The organism is Lunatibacter salilacus (assembly GCF_009797935.1).
GTDB classification, from domain to species: Bacteria; Bacteroidota; Bacteroidia; order Cytophagales; family Cyclobacteriaceae; genus Lunatibacter; species Lunatibacter salilacus.
In genome coordinates, this window is the sequence record NZ_VOLC01000001.1 from 362,385 (window position 1) to 378,187 (window position 15,803).

A 15,803-nucleotide genomic window follows, 5' to 3' on the forward strand; every position below is an offset into this window, starting at 1 on the left:
TGAAGAAAGCTAGTCAAAAAACCGAGATTTTTCCCCGGGTTTTGTTTCATTAATTCCTTAATTATAATTTAATCCGGCTTCAGTGTGTTTTTCGCCTCTACCATCCCTCCGATTGCCTGTAACCTATTGAGTAAATTTGGATTGTGGCCCCTACCGCCTGCGTTATTTAATATGCAAATCCGAAGTTTTACCAAATTTACCTCTCTTTTTCCTGACTAGATAGACTACTATTCCGGACAGTGTCAACAGAATAAAAACCCAAGCCATCCAAAATTTATTTGGACCCAATCCTTCTATAGGTTCTGGATCTCCTATCAATACCAACCCTGCCCAATATTGCGGGGAGAGCGTGCGTCCATTTGCATCAGAAAGGTATTTCAGCTTTGCCTGCTTCAGTGCCTTGTCTTTGGCCATTCCTTCTGACAAAAATGCCAAAAAGTGTTCTGTGATCTCCATACTGGATTTTTCATCGATCCGCCAAAGAGAGGTCAACAGGCTTTCCGAACCTGAATATTGGAAAGCATGCGCAAGAGAAATCATGCCTTCACCAGGCTTATATATCGGTTTTCCGGTTTCGCAGGCAGTCAATACCGTCAAATGAGCCTTCATTTCTGTATTGTAAATTTCATAGGCGTATACTGAGTTGTCCTCCTCTGGCTTATCGGATTTGGCAAAGATAAGCCTGGAAAAAGCCGGGCTGATATTGTTGGATTCGGCATGGGTTGCGATGTGGATGATTTTATTGTTGCCGGCATACTTCCTGAATACTTCGGGAGTGGATTGCTCATACACATAACTTTTACCGCTGAAAAGTTCGGAGGCACGTTTTGCCAAATGTATGGAGAAAGGTTGGGGCAAAAGTGAAAGATAGGCCTTGTCCAAGCTTAGCGAGTCTTTGGCTGAATTCAGGTAATTGTCCTTCATCGAGTCCATAAACCCAGGGGCAAAGGCAATATAATTGGTAGGTATAGGACTATGCCTTTCCCCATTCAGCAGCCGAAGGCTGTAGTGGTAAGAAATATCATGCCTTCCCAATAACCCAATTGAGCTATACTCGCTATAATCCACCAAGTCACTTTCAGTCAAAACGTCGAAATTGAGATTAAAAAGAACCCGGGAAGGAATAACCAAAACCCTATCTTTATCAAATTCTAAAGCAAATGGCTCCCAAAGCTGCTGATAAAGTGCGTGTGTGATTTTTCCCAGGTCTCGAGGATTGTCCCAGTTGCCATGCAAAGCAGGAATGAGTTCCGGATCAAAATCAAGGTGGAACAGCTTTTTTTTACCGTTGGAAAAAACAACGGCTTTTAATTTCTCCTCCACAAAAAAATACCTTACAATCTGTGCGTCAAATGGAATTTCCATGTTTTCAGGGCTGATTTCGGCATAGCGCATGTGATAGTAATCTGGAAATTCAAGTCTCAACTTTTCCAAAAAACTCTCCCATTCACTGCTTAATCTATGATACTCACTCAAATCACCTCCTCCATCAAATAGCTCGTTCAATTCCTTTTTGAGTAGAGACTCCTGATCTTGCAGGTTTTTGGGAACACCTGCAAAGCGAATGTCTGTGTGTTGATTTAGCTGCGTTCTGATGCGACTATATACACTAGCTTCCTGAACCGCTATTAAATCATCCAAATATTTTTTGTCTCCCGTCTTCTCATATAGCTCTAACTGGATTTTCTTTATAAAGTCCATCAAATCTTCGTTTTGGGCTACCAGTACAGTGAGGTCTTCGCTCTCTGACAAATAGCTTTTTCTCTTTTCCAGTATCTCCATTGCATCTAAAAGCCTTTTAAGGATATGCTCCAAATTGGCAATAGATTTTGCCGGGTTTAATTCGTATTGGGATTTTTCCGAAAGTAGAATAGATTGTGGTTTGTCGTAATTTATTCGAATGGAATCAATGCCTGATTCAGCCTGATTCAATCTTTCATCCAGAATAGTAAGGCTTTCATTGGCATGGATTAATGCGTTTTGAAACTCTCCCAAATTATAATAAACCCGCCCCTGATTAAGTACCTGTAAAAACCCTGACATTGAGCTGCGGCCGTTTACCTTGGAAATATAATCCAAACCCAGCTTGGACCAGTTAAGCGCATATTGAGGTTCATTGTTTTTGGAAAAAAACTCAGCGGCATTGCCTAAAAAATCTAGGTAAACAAAATCAAACTTTTCCCGGTAAGCTTTTTCAAAGTGGTCTTTGGCCATCAGATAATGGTGTTTCGCAAGGGAAATATTCTTTTCACTTTCGTGAATCAAAGCCAGGGTATAATGAACATCGGCAAACTGCATATAATAGTCTCCATCAGCCTTCTCCAATTCCTTTAGGGCTTTGGCAAGGAAGACTTTGGCTTCCCCGTAATTGCTGACAAATCGGTGCGTTTGTCCCACATGAATCAAACTTTCCGTGATTTCAGGATGTCCTGGGGGAAAAAATTTTTCCTTAGCTTTCAGGGTATGTTCCTGGAGCCTTAATGCCTCCTGATAATTACCAATGCTCTTATAAACCAAAGCAAGATTCATTGAGCCATGAAAAAGCGATAAAAATGCCCTTTCTCTTTTTGGATCATCCAATGCATTGTCAATGAAATATTGCGTATTGGCAATGGAAGATTTGACTCTCCGAATACTTTCCCGCACCTCACCTTTGACATCGTACACCGCTCCAAGGTTGCCTTCAATCATGGCCCTGCGATAATATTGGTTGGTCGGGGTCGGTTCCATTTTATCTAAATATTCGATTCCCTCCTGCCAATAATATTCTGCCGAATCCCACATAGCTGAAAACCAATACCGTGCTCCAAGGTCATTGAGTAAATTAAAATAATTTACGGGACTTGTCTTAGGATCCTGTTCGTAGCCTTCCTTTGCTTTGAGGGTATGTGATCTGGCCTTTTCCGGATTTCCCATCTGATTGGATATAACTCCCAAATTGCTTTCGATCACGGCCCATTCCGCAGGCCTGTGGTCTGGAATCTGATTGGTATAGGCCAATGCCGTTTCATTGGCTTCATAGGCCATCGCCGGCTTTCCTGCTTTGATATAGTATGTGTGAATTTCCAGATAAGCCTGTCTTAATTCCCTTGGGTCCGAACTTTCCTTTTTGATGAAATCAAGCCAATAATGTACTGCATCCATTCCGCTTTGGCTCCCCATTTCGGCATCGGCAATATAGCCGGCAAAGGGGATAAAATAGCTTAGGTTCAAAAAATCCCTGTTGGATATATAAGGCTCGGTTTCTCTATCAAAAATGCTTTTTGCCAATACAGGATCTTCATCACTGAGTGCTTTCTGTATTGATGAAAGTTGGGCATCCACATCTTGGGCCACACCACAGATTGGGTATATTGAGATAAATAGCCATATAAAGCAAAGGCGGTTCATTTTTCAGGGAGACTCTTGAGAAGCTTTTCGGCATCGGGATGACTGGATTTTTCAAGCATTATTCTTGCCTGTTCCAAATCCCTTTTCAACAAATAGATTAAACCCAAATACCAGGTAGCTTCATCTGTAAATTTACTGGTTTCCACTTCCAATACCCGCTCAAAATAAAATAGAGCCTTATCGCTATTTTTCAAATCCAAGTGAGCTGCTCCAAGAAAATACTGAAGGGTATCGTTTTCGGGCTTTTCTTGAATGATTTTTTCCCATCGTACTATTGCCGCTTCGTAGTCTCCCAGTTTATAATCCACCATTCCCCGGTCAAATTCGTATTCCATACTGCTTCCCATTGCGGTGACAAGGCCAGGGTCGGGTTGGTAGTGGGTCAAAAACAACTGCTCTTCTTCATTGGGACCGATTAAAAACACCCAGGTAAAAAGTCCCAACAACAGAATAAAGGAGGCAGCGACACCAAGCCAAGGAAACCTTTTGGATTTAATGGTTTCGTTATCACTTAATTCATGGTGAAAACTTTCCAAATTTTCCCTCAGAGCGTTTTCTTCGATACCTTCCAAAATAGCTTTGGCAGACTGGAATTTAGCGGAAAATGCTTTATTTGTCTCCAGTTCCTTTTCGAAATCGAACCTGTCATCAACAGGCATTTCGTTGAGAAAATAGCTTTCGAACCGTTCAAATTCTTCCTGCGATATATTGGTTTGGTTACTCACCTTAAATGCTGTGTTTAGTTTTGGTATCCAAATTTTCTCTAAGCCGCTGAATACATCGGTATTTGTTATTCCGGGCAGTTGCCTCTGTCCAGTCAAAAGCCTGGGCTATTTTTGCCATGGACTGCTTTTCGAAGTAAAACCGTGTAAGCAGCTCCTTGCAATTCCCTCCAAGTTTCTTAAATGAAGCCTCTATATGTTTAAATTTAAACTCCCTGTCTTCATTCTCCTCTTCTTTTACTTCGTGATAAGTTTCAAGGGGAACAGTATTTTTATGTTTTGTGGAATTAAGTTTATCCAGCCATTTGTTTTTGGCTATTTGATAGAGAAATCCGGTGACTGCCGTTCCGTTTTGTGGAATAAAATCTTCTGATTTAAGTTTTTTCCAAACGGCTACAAACGCCTCTTGAAAGATATCCTTTGCTTGGTCCGAGTCTCCCCGGTTTGCAGTTACATATTGTTCCACCTTTGGATACTGGGATTTATAAAGCCACCTAAGCACCTCGGAATCGTTTTCCCTGACCCCCGCAATTATCTCCGCCTGACTGTACTTCTTAAAAATATATTCCCGCATATCTCCCGATTAATGCAGAAATATACAATTAAATGCTGTTTGTCCCAACCTTTTATTTAAAATTAGTCGGTTTTTTTCTTTGAAGCTTAAAACTGATCTATATCTTGGTATTCAATCGTATCATCCATCATGATTTCGAAAAGGGTACCTGCTATATTATTCATTGACTGCGTGTAGTTTTGAAAGACCCCGGAATTCATAACCACGGATATACAGAATTCCCCTTTTTTGGAAACAGATAAGGATTGGGAACCAGGCCAGAGTCCATCATGCCAATGCACCTCCCCTAATTCGGGGTGATTGAATCTGTAAACTCCCTTTCCATAACTTCCCGAATTGCTGAGCGGAGTGCCCCGAAGATTATTTAGTTGTTGGTTGAGCAAATTCGGCCTTCCAGGCTGTAAGTCTACCGAAGATAGTATTCTTGCAATATCACTTGGTGTACTTACCCATCCTGCCGTAGCATCTCCTCTTTCGATATTGTAAGCAGTGGACGTATAGGGATCGGTGCTGTCCTGGCTGTAGTATTCCACTTCTTTTGATCTCTTTTCATTTTTGCCATTACGTGCCAAAAAGGTACTTGTCGCACCAACTCTGTCCAATATTTCTTCCTTGACATACTCCCCATACGATTTGCCACTTGCTTTCTCGATTATTCTTCCCAGTATCAGGTAACCAAAATTGGAATAGTGGTAGGTTGATCCGGGATTAGTTGCCAAAGGTACATTGTCGAGTCCCCACGAAATCAACTCATCTCTTGATAAATTGGCAGGTCCATCAAAGACAGGGTCATCCATAAAATTCCTCCATCCCCCTGGAACATGGTGCAACAAATGGTCGACCGTAATGGCTGTTATTCTATTGGAATACGTTTTGGTCCCATATTCCATTCCCAAAATTCCATCGGCACCGAACACTTTATCCTCCAGGGAAAGTTTATTGTCTTGAACCAATTTCATTACAGCAATCCCTGTAATGGTTTTTGCAAAACTGGCATATCGGAATATACTTTCAGGAGTCACCGCCTCCTCAGTTTGTTGATTGGCGGTGCCGTATCCTCTGGCGTACACGAGTTTCCCGTTTTTAGCAATGGCAATGGAAATCCCGGGAAAATAAAATTCATTCATCATATCCCCCATCCTGCTGTCAATTGCCGAGATGCTTTCCTGTCTAATCTCCGGCGCGGGTTCCTCCCTATCCGTATCACAGGAAAGAAGCACAAGTGCTAAACATAAAATCCATTGGTTTAGAAAATTTTTCATAGGTATGCAGTTAAGTCGTTTTATTATACCATCGGAAACGGCGGGGGGATGTCATCAAAGTATTTTTTAAATCAAAACCAATCCAACCGGAATAAATACCCAAAAAAACAGTTTGTTTTTACTTTTCATTTTCTCTTGAATTTCTAAGTACTTTGGACAGGGAGAATTATATTAAAATTGTATTTTTTGATATTGATGCCTTATTATCTCGTACATTTTATTTTTAAATATAAAATTTTAAAAAAAAAATCTAAACCATATTGAGTATGTAAACAATTTTATTAGATTTCATTGTTTTCTATCAAACTAAATTTTATCTAACCCAAAATAATAAAAAGTATGAAAAGCATTATTGTGTATTCATTTATTGTCAGCGGACTCTGGTTGACTTCCTGCCAGACTGACCAAGCCCTAAATGAGGCTGATCCCTCTCTTGTAGTAGGCGAGGATGTAGTTTATAAACAGCTGGATCTTGATCCAATTCGCCTGAGCAGCATTAATCCAATGGGAAGAATTCAGCATGAATCAGTATACAACCTGGTTTTACATAAGGCGGAGTATATTACCGCACCCGGAAGTGCTCAAAAGGGAACAACGGTCATTTTCAGCGATAGGGGAAATAAACAATTGGAGGATGATTTTTCTCCATTTGCCAGTTTGGATGGATCCAGTGATATTTCTTACTATTTGGACCAAACAAGACCTTCATCCAGCATTTCCCTTTCACAGACCGAATCAGCCTTAAAAAGAGTTGTAAAAACTTGGGAAAGTGTTAAGTGTTCCGATTTAGGATTAAATCGCGTATCCAATATTCCTATACCCATAGGAATCGTTGCGGCGATTTTTGGGTTTCCTGGAGAACCCGCCTACGTAGCAGACGTGAACCATGCTGGATGGATGCCGGGGTCTTTTTTCGAAAACCTTGCCCCCGGAGGTTCTAGATTTATCCTGGGAGTGACCTTTACCTTTTTATTGATAGATGGGGACCGAAATTTAGTAGATACCAATCAGGACGGCAAATGGGATGTTGCATTAAGGGAAATTTATTATAACGACAATTTCTCTTGGAGCGATGACGGTTCCGCCATTGATGTGGAGACGGTTGCATTACATGAAATGGGACATGGCCTTAGTCAAGCTCATTTCGGCAAGGGTTTTATCAAGAAGAAAGGAGACATTCAATTTGCACCTAGAGCGGTCATGAATGCGGCGTACTCAGGCATACAGACCCGCATCTCGGGCACCGATTTGGGTGGACATTGCAGCAACTGGGCCAATTGGCCTAATAAATAAGGTTTTAGAAAAAAACACCCGGAGTAAGGGCATATCCTTGTTCCGGGTGTTAATATAAGTAATCGTTAAATCGTTTTCTTTTCTGAAATCAATACAATTTCAAGATGATTAAATCTATGAAATAAATTCTCTTTTTCGCTAATTCTAAAAATACTTTCGGAAAACCCCTGGATTATCTTTTTCACAAAATCATTCCCATCAAATCCAACAACAAAAATCAAATGAAACTTAAAAAAATAGCCTAAATTGAATTAGTTTCGTAAAACTATAAAGAGTTGGTGGATTTTGGGGGTGAAAGACTTATTTGAATGATTTATAAATTTATTGTTTTTTTCTTTTTCGGCTACTTTTTTCATTTTTATTCATTCGGACAAACAGATCTGGACAGTCTAAAGCATGCCATCGATCTGCTGGAAAATGATTCTGTCAAAATAAAAACATTGATCCAACTATCCCGGCAAATTCATCGGGAAAATGCTAACGATGAAGATGATTTTTTGTATGCACAAAGAGCTGCCGACCTGGCTGAATCCTATGGGGATATCCTGCTTTGGGCCGAAAGCTTGGACAATTTGGGTCTGCTGCACCGATATCATTCCCGATACGCACAGGCCATTCCTCTTCACCAACATGCGTTGGACCTGATAAACGAGAAAAAAGTTGCGCCCTATTACAAAATGCGGTTTGCCAATAACCTTGCTGTAGCCGCAAGGTAGGATTTTGAATTTACCATCCTCGCCCCCCAGACGGGTGAAGAGTTGGAAGTAGTTCAAGGAAGGTTTACTGTTGAAAGGAGATGAGAAAATTTAAGGTGGGGCTAAAATGCTCCACTTTGTAATTTTTTTTGTTATGAATAAATTGGCGAAAACAACTACTGTTTTTGCTATGGCAGACGCACAAACATTTTAAAGTTATCTCCGCAATCTACAAGAGTTATTTTTCAGGAAAATAAAGCTTAAATGTAGTACTGACCCCCACTTCGCTTTCTACTTCAATTTTCCCATTCATCGCCTCGATTTGGGTTTTCATAATAAAAAGACCCAGACCCCTCCCATCTATGTTGCTATGGAATCTTTTGTACATCCCAAATACGTCCTCTTTATGTTTTTCTAGGTTGATGCCCACTCCATTATCCTTAAAATCCAACAACCGGTATTTTCCTTGCTTCTCCAAACCTATATCGATCACTAAGGGCCGGGAGGGACACTTGTATTTTAACGAATTAGTTAACAGGTTTAAGACAATGCTTTCAAAATATGCCGGGTTGGACTTGACGATTTCTTCGTTACCAAAATTATAGTTTATGGTAGACTCCCCTTGGTCTACAATAACCTGTATACTTCGAACAACCCGGTTTATTTCCCGATAAACCGATATAGGTCTGAAAGGAAGGTTGGTAGAGGATTGTATGCTCACAATATCATTCAAATTATGTAACGTGTCATCGAGGCTAATAGCACTCTCTTTCAAAATGCTCCATGCCAACTTACTTTCTTCCACATTTTTCATCAAGTCTTCAGCTTCTAATATTCCGATAATGTTGGCAACATGTGAACGGATGTTATGAGAGATGATGTATGCGAAATTTTTAAGGCGTTGGTTTTGTTTGGAAGTGATGTCTACCAAATTTTGCAGTTCTTCCTGCTTAAGAATTAGGGGGGTTATATCATGTCCGACACAAAGAATTTCAATAGGGTTGCCATTTGGGTCTTTTATCAATTTAAACTCCCAACGGGTAGAAAGTTCCCCATTTGGGCATGGTTTTTTTAAATTTACCCAGTGTGAAACATTGGGTTCCGCAAAACACTTTTGAACAGTCTCTATACAACTAACATGGTCCTCTGGTACGATAAGACTAAGCGATTCTTTGCCCAAATAATCCCCGGTAATTATGTTATGAATCTCGCAAAAATAAGGATTCATATAGGTATAATTACCTTGAAGATCGGTTTTAACGATAAAAAATGAGTTATTTTCAACTATTGACTTATAACAAGCATTGTCTTTTTGGGTCTGGGTTACTTTATTATTTGATACAGCAGACAATCCTTGTTTTAAAGGCATAAAGTAATTTAGTTTTGCTGATTAATATCAATTAACAATATCCCTCTAAACTTAATTTAATTTTAAAAGGCTAATATGATATTTTAGGATACCGAAAAACCTACTTGAAACATTGCTGAATTCTAATTAGAATCACATTTAAAGATGCTTTTAGAGGGAAGTGAATTCTTTGAAATTAACATCATTTGGTAAGGTTAACCAATGAACTTTCTAATTCCAATTTATAAGAGACTGTAATACAACTATTGAGCCAGAGTCCGTCTCGACCTTCAATCTGAAAAAATGATTTGATAACAGATGCAGACTATGAGTCAATAATGAGCTCCTTCCTGAATAAAATCTCCTTCCAAACCTCTTAAATATAATCCCGCATAAACGCCCGCAGCTTTACAATCGAATCCAACAGGTTCAGGCCTATCCAGCCGTGCCCTTCGTTGGGGTAAAAGTAGAAAGCGTGGGGAACGTCGAGCTCCTCCAACCTATCCCGCAGGTCCATTCCTTGTGAATTGGGAATCAGGGGGTCCTTCCCACCATAGAACAAAATCGTAGGAGGCGCATCCGCACCAACACGATGAAGGGGACTAGCTGTTTCCAACTGGCTTTCGGTAAATCCAAACTGGTCCAACATTTCCTCCAGCTCCTGATTGGTACTGCTTAAATAGGCCCCATCCGTAAGGTTGGTGGGGCCAACAATGCTGCACACCATCTCCACCTGCTTCCGGGTATCATACCCATAGCTCCACAGCAATGCCAAATGCCCTCCGGCACTCGCTCCGATAAATCCGATTTCCTCCCCAATTGTATATTCACCTTTCTTCTCCCGTAGATCGTTAACTACAGAAGTGATATCTTCGATCTGCATGGGATAGGGAGATAGGCTTGGTCCGGCCAACCGATAGTTCATGTTTACCACGGCTAGCTCGGGAAATTGCTCCTGTAGGAAATCCCTGAAAGCGTTCATATCCGTATTAGATCCCGAATTCCATCCACCTCCATGAATGAGAATCATGGTTTTGGTGGAAGAAGTACGGTCTGCGGGTAAATAAATGTCATACACTTGACGAGGTTGACTTCCATAGGATACATTGGCCAACGCCGTATATTCCAGCGGCAAATCCGGTTCAGGAATAGAATCCGTAAGGGAGCAGGAGAAAATAAAAAAAGGAAGGAAGAAAAATAAAGCTATTTTTTTCATGACAAATGTATAAAGTAAACAAAAATAATCTCGTTGATTTGATTGATAATTTGGTAATTACCTAAAATCAGAGGCATTTTCCTGCAACGATATGGTCCTTAAGAAGAAAAACCTTCCAGGTTTCCCACGTAAATTTGAACAACAAGCTGATTATCAGCAACACCTGGAAGGTTTGTGCGTTTAAAGAGCTATCTCCCAACCGATTTAGTCTAATCCAAGTTCCTCCATATATTCGGTTGAATGGCGAAGTATATTTTCCAAGATTTTTCGCAATTCAATTGTTGTAAAAGTCCCATCGTAACTCCACTTCAGAAAGGAGTTCCAATCGGGATGATTTAGAAATCCGGCCAATTCCTGATGAATAGTCCTCATTATCTCATCTCCCTCATAAGTTCGGAAATAATCCACCATTACGCGGATATCATCTTTAGCAAATGAATCCGATTCTATCAAAACCGTATCGAGAAACTCATCAGCCTCCACTCCCCATAAGGAAGCCTGATTGGAAAAACTAAAGCTAACATTATCCGTCTCACACTCAAAACACATGCCCTGCATTGTCCATTTAAAATGTAACCGATCGAGTTGTATTCCCAATTCATCTTCATCCTCGTCGAATACCCCATCCAATACCTCTTCTAATACCTCGTTGGCAATTTCATTCATCAACAACTCTTCACCAGTAAAATCGCTTGCTGTAGTTAATTCTGATTGGTTCTTAAATGGATTCGGATTTTCCTTTAGGGGAACGGGCATTATATAGTCAATCTCAGCATTTTCGGTATTGGGATAACATTGGAATTTAAAAACACTCCCAAAATGAAGCAGGCCCATTTCACCAACCTTTAGTTGAATTTCACCCGCAAGTGATAGGGGACATTCAATGGTTAATTCATCCATTTCCTGATAGATGGAAAACGGCATTTCCTGATCGATCATGATCTCCGGAAAAGGTGAAAGCCTTGGTATTTCCAGCGGTTCTGCAAGCTGCCAGCAACTTTCCAGATCAAACCAAACCTCACCCTGCGGACCAGACATGGTAAAGCCATCTCGATCCTTATCCATCTTCACCATTTCAACCGCAAATTCCTCATCAAAGGGAACGTCCAATTCTACAATTAGACCCTTGTCCAAATGGGTTATCAGTAATCGTTTCCCTTTTTCATCCCGTGAAAAAGCCAATTCCTTATCCAAATGGAAAATTTCTTCCCCCCGGTTTCTTAAATGACTGAGATTTTTTTCCCGGTCTTTACCTTTTTGGATATTGTCTTTATTAGTTTTTGCCATGGGAATCAATTGCTGAAAAGATAAAAATCGGAACTTATTCGTCAATTAACAAAAAACAAATTACATAAATTTCAGACAGAGGAAATAACCCCTCCACGAAGAAAATGCATTGTTCTGCTTTGTTACATAGTATGTAAATCCTATTCAATTTTCGCTTACTAACCTTGCTACCATAATTCCGGATTGCGATTTATTGCCGCTAAGGTAATCATGGAGTGGCTTTTGAGAAACTTCCACCTCCATCGAACCTGTGCTTGCGTGCAGAAGGTGTATCCTCCCATCCTTCTCTATCGCAATGCCCACATGCACAATATCCAAGTTTGGAATGGATGTGGTGATCGCTATCAAGTCCCCGGACTGTATTTCATGTTCGTATTTACTGATATCTGCTTTTGGGATATAATAGTAGGCACGAGAACCAATGACAGCCTCAGCCTCCCGAAGCTCTGCCACATAATCGGGATTACTTAATTGCGCATAAAATTTGGGGTTGGAGGACATAAAGGAAGGCGAATTTTCATAGCGTTTCCCGCCAATTTCCTTGGTTACATCCAACAGTATACCCTTCTCCTGATTTATAAAAATCCAGTCTGAGAAATAGTGTAGCCTCGACGGATACTCCCCGAGCTTCCCCTTTTTGTACCTGATCAATTCCAATTCCCGCTCGTAGGACTCAACCGTAAAATCTCCGCGGGTGGCAATGCGAGTCAGTGCCACAACCGTTTCAACGAAAGTGGTGCAGTCCAATCCCATCAAATTCACGACCAGTTTTTCCTTACCGGGAAGCTCCAAAGTTTTCTCCACATAAGGTGTCTGGAGAAACCAGCTACCAATTTCCACTGTCAGTTCGCTTATGGGATGGTTGGAAACGTCCATCTCGGAAAGCCGAATTAAAACGGTATCAAGTCGAGCCCGGCTTTCAGGGGTACAAACTGTTTGCCCTTCCACCCAAAAGGGCAAAATTAAAATTAGTGTGAAAAAGAATCCGGCTATATGTTTCAAATTTCTAGACAATTGACGTTTTACAATAATGGCTATCTTTTAAACTTAATGTAATCTGAAACCAAAGGCTCCAAGCTATTCTGCCTAAAGTCGCTGGCGATCTGTCCCCGGTGATAGGTGGAATGATTAACTAAGTGGAATAGAATTTCCCGTACGCTATTGGTAAACGCCTTACCAGTGGAATTGGTATATTGAACGACGCTCTCTAATTCATAGATATCCAGTATGGTGAGGGTATTAGTATAATTTTGTTGATCGATCTCCTTCTCGCCAGAAATTTCACGGCTTTCCCATACGCCAAATGCAGCATCTTTCTGATCGATCCGGGTATTCCAAATCTGATGGGCGTTGAGGATATGGTTGAATAGTTTAATAGATTTTTCAGGTACTATACCCCGGTTTTCCATCATGGCCTCCCATAATCGCTGATTGGAATGGTGGCCGTACGCAAAGAGCTCTTTGAAAAATTCCTTCATATGTTTATATAGAGTTATATTTTTGGATCTATGATTCAGGGATTATCAGATTTAGTTTGATTTAGTCCTACATTCTTACCATCCCTTTGGTCAAAATTATCAAATTCCCGGTACGAAAAACCTCCTAAATCCCATATAATACTCCAAATCCTTTTCCGGTGCCTCCACCCCTTCAGGCAATGGCTGCTGGGCAAACTGCTGGAAATAAAGCAGGCAGGCGTCCCGCCACCATTCCGCTTCGCTGACCTGAATTTTCAAAAATGACCGAATATGTCCGAACCGCTCTTCATCGATTTTTCCTTCGATTGAATCCCATTCGGCCTGCATCCACCTTGCACCTTCCACACCCCGCTGGTAACGAAGGGCCATTTCCATCCATAAGGTATTTCCGGAAGACAGTTCCTTATCCCAAGGTACCCGGTGGAACCAAAGCAGGTAATCCAATGAAGTGCTTTCCAAATCTTGCCATTGTTTTTGCACTGCGGGGTTATACTGCTCCAAGGCATTGCTGCCCGCCGAAGTCCGGTCAAAACCGATTCCGTCTTCCGAAGCCCGGTGATAATAAGTTGCTGTCCAGTCATCCCTTCGTCCTCCTGTCACCCAAGGGCCTGGCCCCCAATGGTGGCTCCTTGCCATAATATGGTGTAGACCCAGTGGGGTCATATAATCCACTGCGATGGAATGGGATTTTAGCATGATATTTTTTGCGGTAGAGACAAATGTAGCATCGGTAGTAAAGGTCATTTTCAACCAGTCCTCGGCAATTTGACCAATATCCGTATGCGGATCCCACGCTAATCGGCCATAACTGTACCAGTCAGCCTGAGCCGTTGGGTGCCCAGTCCAATTTCGGTCTGTTCCGATATTGGCCACGCCAGTGATCGCCGTGTGTTTGTATCCATGGAGACTTCCGTCCAGCACCTTACTTATCGTACTCCCCTGCCCCTTGGCATAGGTATCAGCTTGCAACACTTCTTTCCAAAGAGAAGCCAAGTTAACCCAGTGGGTATCTTGCCCCAGATACTCTTTTGTAATTTGAAACTCCATCATCAACGGAGTTTCAGGCATTGCTCCGAATAAAGGGTGGAAAGGCTCCCGGGGCTGGAAATCCAAAGGACCGTTTTTCACCTGCACGATAACATTATCCAAAAACTTCCCATCCAGCGGCTTAAACTCATCATAAGCCTGTTTTGTCCGGTCGGTTGGTGTATTTTCACTATAGACAAAGGCCCGCCACATGACAAGCCCTCCGAACGGTTGCAGGGCTTCCGCCAGCAAATTTGCGCCGTCAGCTTGGGTGCGGCCGTAGTTGTGCGGGCCGGGTTGTCCTTCAGAGTCTGCTTTTACCACAAATCCTCCAAAGTCTGGAATGTATTCGTAGATTTCCTTTGCTTTGTCCTTCCACCACGCCTGCACCGCTGGATCCAGCGGATCTGCAGTAGGCAGCTTATCCAGCTCCATCGGCGCACTAAACCTAGCTGTCAAATATAATTTGATTCCATAAGGACGAAAGGCATCTGCAATAGCGGCAGCCTTCTCCAAATAAATTGGTGTGAGCACCAAAGCATTTGCATTAACATTCGTAATAGAAGTGGCATTAATGCCCAAAGAGGCATTGGCACGGGCATAATCAATATATTGCTTGTCGATGTGGTTTGGCAGACGGTGCCAGTTCCAGATGCTAAACCCCGCATAACCCCGCTCCACCGTCCGGTTCAGGTTGTCCCAATGGTTCAGCATGCGGGTCTGTATTTTGGGATTTTCCAATCGATCCAATTCATCCAATCTCTCCCGTGTTTGAATGGCTTTTAGCAAAGCAAAAGTACCATATAGTAAACCGACATCTTTTTTGGCGGTTACGATCACTTGACCGCTCACATAGAGGAGCAGATAACCTTGGTCACCAATTTTCTCTAACTGATCTTTAAATGAACGTGAAATTTTTACCGGTAGATCCGAAATCTTCCCTACCCAAATCTTCCCATTGCCTGACGAATCGATTCTGGGTGTAAGTGATCCTTTAAAGAACCCCTCCGTTGCCAGCTGAAATTCCTTACTAATCACCTCATGGGTGGGAGATTGGCCGACCAAGCTGATATCGGATAGATATTCATGGTAATAATGGGCCTCGGTATGGGTTTCAAACGGTGCATATTGCAGCCAAAGTTTATAGCCGTCATTGGCGGTGGCGGTAAAAACCAATAGCACAAAAAAACATGCGAAAAAGAGAGATTTTAGGAAACGTGTAAACATAGATATAGGTTTGATATGACAACATTTCGGAAAAATCCAAATCTTCCGACATTGACACAAATTAGAAGTTTTTAATTTAAATCCCTAGAGTGGTTGCCAATTTAATAGCCCGGGGATTCAACTCTATTGATATACCCTAACCCACTTTTCGGCCTAACCTTCCACAATCTTTGCGATCGTTTTGCGCAAAGCCCGATTTTGCTTTGCGATGCTAATCCCAGAGCTCAGTAAAAGCATCTGCGATTTTCCCGTAAGATTCATTTAAAAGATACCCCACAACTATAT

General features: G+C 41.5%; 12 protein-coding genes. 2 read left to right on the forward strand and 10 right to left on the reverse strand.

The window, feature by feature from the left end:
- Window positions 1-162: 162 nt before the first annotated feature.
- The 4 genes from FQ608_RS01510 to FQ608_RS01525 all read right to left on the reverse strand — a co-directional run bounded on the left by FQ608_RS01510 (window position 163) and on the right by FQ608_RS01525 (window position 5,948).
- On the reverse strand, window positions 163-3,390 hold the full coding sequence (locus tag FQ608_RS01510) for a CHAT domain-containing protein (RefSeq protein ID WP_158856032.1): 3,228 nt from the start codon (window positions 3,388-3,390) through the stop codon (window positions 163-165).
- Window positions 3,387-4,115 carry a tetratricopeptide repeat protein gene (locus FQ608_RS01515; protein ID WP_158856033.1) on the reverse strand — a complete coding sequence of 243 codons (729 nt, stop codon included), beginning with the start codon at window positions 4,113-4,115 and terminating at the stop codon, window positions 3,387-3,389. Before FQ608_RS01515 ends, FQ608_RS01510 begins: the two co-directional genes overlap by 4 nt.
- A gap of 1 nt (window position 4,116) precedes the next feature.
- Window positions 4,117-4,686, reverse strand: coding sequence for an RNA polymerase sigma factor (locus tag FQ608_RS01520; protein WP_158856034.1), 570 nt, complete (start codon window positions 4,684-4,686; stop codon window positions 4,117-4,119).
- Between the two features lie 86 nt (window positions 4,687-4,772).
- Entirely contained in the window at window positions 4,773-5,948 is a 1,176-nt protein-coding gene (locus tag FQ608_RS01525; RefSeq protein ID WP_158856035.1) for a serine hydrolase domain-containing protein, read from the reverse strand.
- Window positions 5,949-6,287: 339 nt separating this feature from the next.
- Between FQ608_RS01525 and FQ608_RS01530 the strand changes: the two genes are divergently transcribed.
- Together FQ608_RS01530 and FQ608_RS01535 are read left to right on the forward strand one after the other, a co-directional pair.
- A complete protein-coding gene (locus FQ608_RS01530) occupies window positions 6,288-7,241 on the forward strand; it encodes a zinc metalloprotease (RefSeq protein WP_158856036.1) in 954 nt (317 codons plus the stop codon).
- Window positions 7,242-7,549: 308 nt separating this feature from the next.
- Window positions 7,550-7,957: a hypothetical protein gene (locus FQ608_RS01535; protein WP_158856037.1), complete on the forward strand. Its 408-nt coding sequence runs from the start codon at window positions 7,550-7,552 to the stop codon at window positions 7,955-7,957.
- Window positions 7,958-8,174: 217 nt separating this feature from the next.
- On the opposite strand, the gene FQ608_RS01540 is transcribed toward FQ608_RS01535, so the two are convergent.
- The 6 genes from FQ608_RS01540 to FQ608_RS01565 all read right to left on the reverse strand — a co-directional run bounded on the left by FQ608_RS01540 (window position 8,175) and on the right by FQ608_RS01565 (window position 15,518).
- Entirely contained in the window at window positions 8,175-9,305 is a 1,131-nt protein-coding gene (locus FQ608_RS01540; RefSeq protein ID WP_158856038.1) for a PAS domain-containing sensor histidine kinase, read from the reverse strand.
- 355 nt (window positions 9,306-9,660) lie between these two features.
- Window positions 9,661-10,500, reverse strand: a complete 840-nt coding sequence (locus FQ608_RS01545; RefSeq protein WP_158856039.1) for an alpha/beta hydrolase — start codon at window positions 10,498-10,500, stop codon at window positions 9,661-9,663.
- A 204-nt stretch (window positions 10,501-10,704) separates the two neighbouring features.
- Window positions 10,705-11,787: a hypothetical protein gene (locus FQ608_RS01550; RefSeq protein ID WP_158856040.1), complete on the reverse strand. Its 1,083-nt coding sequence runs from the start codon at window positions 11,785-11,787 to the stop codon at window positions 10,705-10,707.
- A 144-nt stretch (window positions 11,788-11,931) separates the two neighbouring features.
- A complete protein-coding gene (locus tag FQ608_RS01555; RefSeq protein WP_234364005.1) occupies window positions 11,932-12,789 on the reverse strand; it encodes an N-acetylmuramoyl-L-alanine amidase-like domain-containing protein in 858 nt (285 codons plus the stop codon).
- A 32-nt stretch (window positions 12,790-12,821) separates the two neighbouring features.
- Window positions 12,822-13,265 (reverse strand): DinB family protein, encoded by a 444-nt coding sequence (locus FQ608_RS01560; RefSeq protein WP_158856041.1) that lies wholly within the window; start codon window positions 13,263-13,265, stop codon window positions 12,822-12,824.
- Between the two features lie 99 nt (window positions 13,266-13,364).
- On the reverse strand, window positions 13,365-15,518 hold the full coding sequence (locus FQ608_RS01565; protein WP_158856042.1) for an alpha-glucuronidase family glycosyl hydrolase: 2,154 nt from the start codon (window positions 15,516-15,518) through the stop codon (window positions 13,365-13,367).
- Window positions 15,519-15,803 lie beyond the last annotated feature (285 nt).

Coding starts and splice junctions, on each gene's coding strand:
- FQ608_RS01520 (WP_158856034.1), bottom strand. CDS start 4,686: ATGCGGGAATATATTTTTAAGAAGTACAGTCAGGCGGAGATAATTGCG.
- FQ608_RS01535 (WP_158856037.1), top strand. CDS start 7,550: ATGATTTATAAATTTATTGTTTTTTTCTTTTTCGGCTACTTTTTTCAT.
- FQ608_RS01560 (WP_158856041.1), bottom strand. CDS start 13,265: ATGAAGGAATTTTTCAAAGAGCTCTTTGCGTACGGCCACCATTCCAAT.
- FQ608_RS01540 (WP_158856038.1), bottom strand. CDS start 9,305: ATGCCTTTAAAACAAGGATTGTCTGCTGTATCAAATAATAAAGTAACC.
- FQ608_RS01530 (WP_158856036.1), top strand. CDS start 6,288: ATGAAAAGCATTATTGTGTATTCATTTATTGTCAGCGGACTCTGGTTG.
- FQ608_RS01525 (WP_158856035.1), bottom strand. CDS start 5,948: ATGAAAAATTTTCTAAACCAATGGATTTTATGTTTAGCACTTGTGCTT.
- FQ608_RS01510 (WP_158856032.1), bottom strand. CDS start 3,390: ATGAACCGCCTTTGCTTTATATGGCTATTTATCTCAATATACCCAATC.
- FQ608_RS01550 (WP_158856040.1), bottom strand. CDS start 11,787: ATGGCAAAAACTAATAAAGACAATATCCAAAAAGGTAAAGACCGGGAA.
- FQ608_RS01565 (WP_158856042.1), bottom strand. CDS start 15,518: ATGTTTACACGTTTCCTAAAATCTCTCTTTTTCGCATGTTTTTTTGTG.
- FQ608_RS01545 (WP_158856039.1), bottom strand. CDS start 10,500: ATGAAAAAAATAGCTTTATTTTTCTTCCTTCCTTTTTTTATTTTCTCC.